This window comes from Streptomyces malaysiense, assembly GCF_000980885.2.
Taxonomy (GTDB): Bacteria; Actinomycetota; Actinomycetes; order Streptomycetales; family Streptomycetaceae; genus Streptomyces; species Streptomyces malaysiense.
Genome location: NZ_LBDA02000020.1, coordinates 92,109 through 98,792, shown reverse-complemented (window position 1 = coordinate 98,792; position 6,684 = coordinate 92,109). Strand labels below are relative to the sequence as shown.

Annotated in this window: 6 protein-coding genes; 2 read left to right on the top strand and 4 right to left on the bottom strand. The window is 73.8% G+C overall.

The genetic code is table 11. The features are described from left to right. Positions 1 to 39 precede the first annotated feature (39 nt). Positions 40 to 699 carry a response regulator transcription factor gene (locus VT52_RS11260; RefSeq protein WP_046419368.1) on the bottom strand — a complete coding sequence of 220 codons (660 nt, stop codon included), beginning with the start codon at positions 697 to 699 and terminating at the stop codon, positions 40 to 42. 282 nt (positions 700 to 981) lie between these two features. Further along, positions 982 to 1,659: a DUF3000 domain-containing protein gene (locus VT52_RS11255; RefSeq protein WP_079174981.1), complete on the bottom strand. Its 678-nt coding sequence runs from the start codon at positions 1,657 to 1,659 to the stop codon at positions 982 to 984. Positions 1,660 to 1,769: 110 nt separating this feature from the next. Here VT52_RS11255 and hemE point away from each other — a divergent pair, with 110 nt between their 5' ends. Then, positions 1,770 to 2,837, top strand: coding sequence for a uroporphyrinogen decarboxylase (gene hemE, locus VT52_RS11250; RefSeq protein ID WP_046419365.1), 1,068 nt, complete (start codon positions 1,770 to 1,772; stop codon positions 2,835 to 2,837). Positions 2,838 to 2,840: 3 nt separating this feature from the next. On the opposite strand, the gene VT52_RS11245 is transcribed toward hemE, so the two are convergent. Together VT52_RS11245 and VT52_RS11240 are read right to left on the bottom strand one after the other, a co-directional pair. Further along, the gene (locus tag VT52_RS11245; protein ID WP_046419362.1) at positions 2,841 to 3,668 is read right to left on the bottom strand and encodes a rhomboid family intramembrane serine protease; all 828 of its coding nucleotides are present in this window, start codon (positions 3,666 to 3,668) and stop codon (positions 2,841 to 2,843) included. Positions 3,669 to 3,753: 85 nt separating this feature from the next. Then, positions 3,754 to 5,139, bottom strand: coding sequence for an FAD-dependent oxidoreductase (locus VT52_RS11240; protein WP_046419360.1), 1,386 nt, complete (start codon positions 5,137 to 5,139; stop codon positions 3,754 to 3,756). 89 nt (positions 5,140 to 5,228) lie between these two features. Between VT52_RS11240 and hemG the strand changes: the two genes are divergently transcribed. Next, positions 5,229 to 6,683, top strand: a complete 1,455-nt coding sequence (gene hemG / locus VT52_RS11235; protein WP_046419358.1) for a protoporphyrinogen oxidase — start codon at positions 5,229 to 5,231, stop codon at positions 6,681 to 6,683. Position 6,684 lies beyond the last annotated feature (1 nt).

The following is a 6,684-nucleotide window of genomic DNA, read 5'->3' as shown; positions in this document are numbered from 1 at the left end:
CGGAGGACGGGGAGGCCGGGGGCGGCGGAGGGGGAGGGGTCAGTGGATGATTCCGGTGCGCAGGGCCACGGCGACCATGCCGGCCCGGTCGCCGGTGCCCAGCTTGCGGGCGATGCGGGCGAGGTGGCTCTTCACGGTGAGGGCGGACAGGCCCATGGACACACCGATCGCCTTGTTCGACTGGCCCTCGGCGACCAGGCGCAGCACCTCGACCTCGCGTCCGGACAGTTCGCGGTAGCCGCCCGGGTGGCTCGGGGCACCCGGGGGGCGGCGGTGCATACGGGCGGCGCCGCCGAGGGGGGCGGCACCGGGCCGCGTGGGGAGCCCGATGTTGGTGCGGGTGCCGGTGACCACGTAGCCCTTGACCCCGCCGGCCAGGGCGTTGCGGACCGCGCCGATGTCGTCGGCCGCGGAGAGGGCGAGCCCGTTGGGCCAGCCCGCGGCGCGGGTCTCGGAGAGCAGGGTCAGGCCGGAGCCGTCGGGCAGGTGGACGTCGGCGACGCAGATGTCGCGGGGGTTGCCGATGCGAGGACGAGCCTCCGCGATGGACGAGGCCTCGATCACATCGCGCACACCGAGCGCCCACAGATGACGGGTGACGGTGGAACGCACGCGCGGGTCGGCCACGACCACCATGGCGGTCGGCTTGTTCGGGCGGTAGGCGACCAGGCTTGCGGGTTGCTCAAGGAGAACGGACACCAGGCCTCCTGGGTGGGGGACGGGGCCGGCTTGTGGGGGAAGAAGCCGGGACGAACCGTGCTTTCAAGGTCACAGTCGTCTTCGGCAGCAAACGTGTCCGCCTTTAGAGAGTGATCACGATCTAGTGAGTAACAATCCGTGCAATTCGGACACGCGGTCGATCACCCGAAGATCGAATCGGTTCGAGCGAATGCGATTCGAGTACACAATGTGGCCGTATCGACAAAGAGATGGTCAACAAGGCACTCCGGAGGCTGACGGCGGCCGTGACCCGCCGTCACTTCACCGGGACTGCGGACCCCTGCGCTGCGGCAGCGTCACCACCGAGGTGTCGCCGGGACCGGCCGGCGGCAACCCGCCGACCTGGGCCAGCAGATCGCACCAGGAGGTCAGGTGGGCGCCCGCGTCCGGCACCCCGCCCCGGCCCTCGCGCGGCGTCCAGGAGGCCCGGATCTCGATCTGCGAGGCGGCCGGCCGGTCGGCGAGACCACCGAAGTAGTGCGAGCTGGCGCGCGTGACGGTGCCGCTCGGTTCGCCGTAGCCGAGGCCGCGCGCCCCCAGCGCCCCGGTCAGCCAGGACCAGCACACCTCCGGCAGCAGCGGATCGGCCGCCATCTCCGGCTCCAGCTCCGCCCGCACCAGCGTCACCAGCCGGAACGTGCCCCGCCAGGCGTCGTGCCCGGCCGGGTCGTGCAGCAGCACCAGACGCCCGTCGGCCAGTTCCTGCTCGCCGTCGAGCACCACCGCCTCCAGCGCGTACGCGTACGGCGCGAGCCGCTGCGGTGCGGGGGTCGGCTCCACCTCGACCTGCGGGCGCAGCCGGCAGCCGCGCAGGGCCTCGACCGCGGCCCGGAACGCCGGTGGACCCGCCGCACCCGAGTGCCGGTCCGCCCCCTCGGTGTCCTTCACGTCGCCCAATCCGTCAGCGCCATCCGACCTGTGTCCGTGAGCCGCAGCCATGCGGGGAAGAGTAAGGGGAATCGGGCGTCTGCGCAGGCAAGACACCCCGCGACGTGCGCTTGCTCGCCGCCTGTGCACGGCCCGTCCACACCGCATGCGAGACTTTTCCCGTGACCGCCAACGACGCCCCCCGGGGCAAGCAGCCGACCGCGACGTACGACAGCGCCTTCCTCAAGGCGTGCAGGCGTGAACCCGTGCCCCACACCCCCGTGTGGTTCATGCGGCAGGCCGGCCGCTCCCTGCCCGAGTACCGCAAGGTACGCGAGGGCATCCCGATGCTGGAGTCCTGCACGCGGCCCGAGCTGGTCACCGAGATCACCCTCCAGCCGGTGCGCCGGCACGGCGTGGACGCGGCGATCTACTACAGCGACATCGTCGTCCCGCTGAAGGCCATCGGCCTCGACCTCGACATCAAGCCCGGCGTCGGACCGGTCGTCGAGCAGCCGATCCGCACCCGCGCCGACCTGGCCCGGCTGCGCGATCTCACCCCCGAGGACGTCGGTTACGTCACCGAGGCCATCGGGATGCTCACCCGCGAGCTGGGCCCCGTCCCGCTGATCGGCTTCGCCGGCGCCCCCTTCACGCTGGCCAGCTACCTGGTCGAGGGCGGCCCGTCGCGGACGTACGAGAACGCCAAGGCGATGATGTACGGCGACCCCGAGCTGTGGGCCGACCTGCTGGACCGCCTCTCCGGCATCACGGCCGCCTTCCTCAAGGTCCAGATCGAGGCCGGCGCCTCCGCGGTGCAGCTCTTCGACTCCTGGGCCGGCGCGCTCGCCCCCGCCGACTACCGGCGCTCGGTGCTGCCCGCCTCGGCCAAGGTCTTCGACGCGGTCGCGCACTACGGCGTCCCGCGCCTCCACTTCGGCGTGGGCACCGGCGAGCTGCTGGGTCTGATGGGCGAGGCCGGCGCGGACGTCGTCGGCGTCGACTGGCGCGTCCCCCTGGACGAGGCCGTCCGCCGCGTCGGCCCCGGCAAGGCGCTCCAGGGCAACCTGGACCCGACCGTGCTGTTCGCCGGCAAGGACGCCGTCGAGGCCAAGGCCCAGGAGGTGCTGGACGCCGCCGCGGGTCTCGAGGGCCACGTCTTCAACCTCGGTCACGGTGTGATGCCCGGCACCGACCCGGACGCGCTGACCCGGCTCGCGGAGTACGTCCACGGCGCGAGCGCCCGCTGACGCTCACCAGGTCTGGTAGTGGGGCCGCGCGCGCCTGCCGAACAGCAGGCCGGGCGGCTTTGGCGGGGGCGGGGTGCCGGGCTTCAGCGGCAGGGCGATGAACAGGCCCACCAGGAAGCCGATCACGTGCGCCACGTACGCCACCGTCCCCGCGTCGGACACCCCCTGCCCGGACGAGTACACGGCCTGGAGCGCGAACCAGAAGCCCAGCACCAGCCAGGCCGGCAGCCGCAGCGGCAGGAACACCAGGAACGGCACGAGCACCCAGACCCGCGCTCTCGGCCAGAGCACGATGTAGGCGCCGAGCACCCCGGCGATCGCGCCCGACGCGCCGATCAGCGGGTCGCTCGAACCGGCGTTCAGCAGCGCGAAGCCGTACCCGGCCGCGTAGCCGCAGACGACGTAGAAGACGAAGAAGCGGATGTGACCCATCCGGTCCTCGACGTTGTTGCCGAAGATCAGCAGGAACAGCATGTTGCCCAGCAGGTGCAGCCAGCTGCCGTGCACGAACATCGCCGTGAACACCGACAGCGGCGCCGACTTGTGGAAGCCGCGCGGGGCCACCACGCATCCGGGGCCGTGCGGGCCGACGCCCACCTGGCCCGTCGGCACCAGTTGCGGGATCCGGCCGTGCACCAGCTCCGTCGGGACCGCCGCGAAGCGGTCCATGAAGGCCTCCAGATGGCACAGCTGGGCGAGGCTCTCGCCGCCGGCCAGGGAGCCGGGCATGCCGGGCGTCGAGAGGAACACCAGGACGTTCGCGATGATCAGGGCGTACGTCACCCAGGGGGTGCGGCGCACCGGGTTGATGTCATGGACGGGGATGACCACACAGGAGTAGTGCCCGGCCGGATCCCGGCCAATCGGCCGTCCCCGCCCGGCCCGCGTGCCGGTCCCCGCATCGGTCGGCTCCGGGTCAGTTCCCGGGTACCTTCCGCGCCGCCTTGCGCGCGGCCACCAGGACCGGGTCCCACACCGGCGAGAACGGCGGCGCGTAGCCGAGGTCCAGGGCGGTCATCTGCTCCACCGTCAGCCGCGCGGTCAGCGCCACCGCCGCGATGTCCACCCGCTTGGCCGCGCCCTCCCGCCCCACGATCTGCACGCCCAGCAGCCGTCCGGTGCGGCGCTCGGCGAGCATCTTGACGGTCATCGGGGAGGCCCCCGGGTAGTAGCCGGCCCGGCTGGTGGACTCGATGGTGACCGCCTCGAACGTGAGGCCCACCCGGTGCGCGTCCTTCTCGCGCAGACCGGTGCGGGCGATCTCCAGGTCGCAGACCTTGCTGACCGCCGTGCCGACCACGCCCGGGAAGGTGGCGTGGCCGCCGCCCGCGTTGGTGCCGATGACCTGGCCGTGCTTGTTGGCGTGGGTGCCCAGCGGGACGTACTGCTCCTGCCCCGAGACCAGGTTCAGCACCTCCACGCAGTCGCCGCCCGCCCAGATGTTCCCGTGGCCGCGCACCCGCATGGCCAGGTCGGTGAGCAGCCCGCCGTGGGCGCCGAGCGGCAGCCCGGCGGCGCGTGCGAGGCCGGTCTCGGGGCGCACGCCGATGCCGAGGACCACCACGTCGGCCGGGTACTCGGCGTGCTGGGTGGCCACCGCGCGGACCCGGCCGCCCTCGCCGGTGAGGATCTTGGTGACCTCGGCGTCGTTCACCATGGTGATGCCGAGCCCCTCCATGGCGCGGTGCACCAGGCGGCCCATGTCCGGATCGAGGGTCGACATGGGCTGCTCGCCGCGGTTGACGACCGTCACCTCGAAGCCCCGGTCGATCAGCGCCTCGGCCATCTCCACGCCGATGTACCCGGCGCCCACGACGACCGCGCGCCGGCCCTTCGCGCGGGCCAGCGTGTCGATCAGCGCCTGCCCGTCGTCCAGGGTCTGCACGCCGTGCACCCCGGGGGCGTCCGCGCCGGGCAGCTCGGGACGGACCGGACGGGCACCCGTGGCGATCACCAGCTTGTCGTACGACGTCCATGACTCGGCGCCGGAATCCACGTCCCGCGCGCGTACCCGCTGCCCCGCCACGTCGATCTCCGTGACCTCGGTGCGCAGCCGCAGGTCGATGCCCCGGGCGCGGTGCTCCTCGGGGGTGCGGGCGATCAGGTCGTCCCGCTCGGGCACGGCGCCGCCGACCCAGTAGGGGATGCCGCACGCGGAGAACGAGGTGAAGTGACCCCGCTCGAACGCCACGATCTCCAGTTCCCCGGGCCCCTTTTGGCGCCGCGCCTGCGAAGCCGCCGACATGCCCGCGGCGTCCCCGCCGACGACGACCAGCCGCTCCCGCCCCTGATGCGTGCTCATGGGGACACGCTAGAGGGTCCTGACGGCGTCGCGGCGCGGGACCTACGGCCCTGTCAGCGCCGTCGGCGCGGTCTGAGAGAGTGGGGACCATGAGCGCAAGGGGTACGAGTCCGGTGCACGCCGTCGTCATCGGAGCCGGCATCGCCGGTCTGGCCGCCGCCCACCGGCTGCTGGAGCGCGGGGCCCGGGTGACGGTGCTGGAGGCGTCCGAGCGGGTCGGCGGCAAGCTGCTGCCCGGCGGGATCGCGGGCGTCCGGGTCGACCTCGGCGCCGAGTCGATGCTCGCCCGCCGCCCCGAGGCCGTGGCCCTCGCCCGCGAGGTCGGCCTCGGCGACCGGCTCCGGACCCCCGCCGTCGCGAGCGCCGCCATCTGGACCCGCGGCGCGCTGCGCCCCATGCCCAAGGGCCATGTGATGGGCGTGCCCGGCACCGCCGCCGCGCTCGCCGGCGTCCTGTCCGCGGACGGCCTGGCCCGTATCGAGCAGGACACCGTCCTGCCCCGCACCGAGGTCGGCGTCGACGTCGCGGTGGGGGAATACGTGGCGGCGCGCCTCGGCCGCGAGGTCGTGGACCGTCTCGTCGAACCCCTGCTCGGCGGGGTGTACGCGGGCGACGCGTATCGCATCTCGATGCGTTCCGCCGTCCCCCAGCTCTTCCAGGCCGCCCGCGCGCACGCCTCCCTGACCGAGGGCGTCCGCGAGATCCAGGCCAGGGCGGCCGCGGCTCAGCAGGCCGGGCCCGTGTTCATGGGCATCGAGGGCGGCGTGGGCACCCTGCCGCTCGCGGTCGCCGACTCCGTCCGGGCGCGCGGCGGCGAGATCCGCACCGGGGCGCCCGTCACCGAGCTGCGCCGGGACGCCGCGGGCGGCTGGCGGGTCACCGCGGCCGGACAGCGGCTGCACGCCGACGCCGTGGTGGTCGCCGTACCCGCACCGGCCGCGGCCCGGCTGCTGCGCCCCGAGTCCCCGGCGGCCGCCGCCGAGCTGGCCGCCGTCGAGTACGCCTCGATGGCCCTGATCACCCTCGCCTACCGGCGCGCCGACCTGTCCCTGCCCGAGGGCAGCGGCTTCCTGGTGCCGCCGGTCGACGGACGCACCATCAAGGCCGCCACGTTCGCCTCCCAGAAGTGGGGCTGGATCGCCGACGAGGACCCTGACACGGTCGTCCTGCGCACCTCGGTCGGGCGGCACGGCGAGACGGCGGTCCTCGGCCGGGACGACGCCGGCCTGGTCGAGGTGTCCCGGCACGACCTCCGCGAGGCCGTCGGCATCGAGGCCGCGCCCGTCGAGACCCGGGTCACCCGCTGGACCGACGGGCTGCCCCAGTACCCGGTCGGGCACCACGCGCGCGTGGCGCGCGTCCGCGAGCACATCGCCGCCCTTCCGGCCCTCGCGGTCTGCGGCGCGCAGTACGACGGCGTGGGCATCCCCGCCTGCGTCGCGAGCGCCAACGCGGCCGTCGACCAGCTGTCCGGTGATCTGCGCGGGGTCGAGGAGCTGACGGCCCACCCGGTGCAGAGCCTCCACGGCGGAGCAGGAGAATAGG

Excerpts from the sequence above, each read along its gene's own strand:
- VT52_RS11255 (WP_079174981.1), bottom strand. The coding sequence starts at position 1,659 with ATGGCTGCGGCTCACGGACACAGGTCGGATGGCGCTGACGGATTGGGC.
- VT52_RS11240 (WP_046419360.1), bottom strand. The coding sequence starts at position 5,139 with ATGAGCACGCATCAGGGGCGGGAGCGGCTGGTCGTCGTCGGCGGGGAC.
- hemG (WP_046419358.1), top strand. The coding sequence starts at position 5,229 with ATGAGCGCAAGGGGTACGAGTCCGGTGCACGCCGTCGTCATCGGAGCC.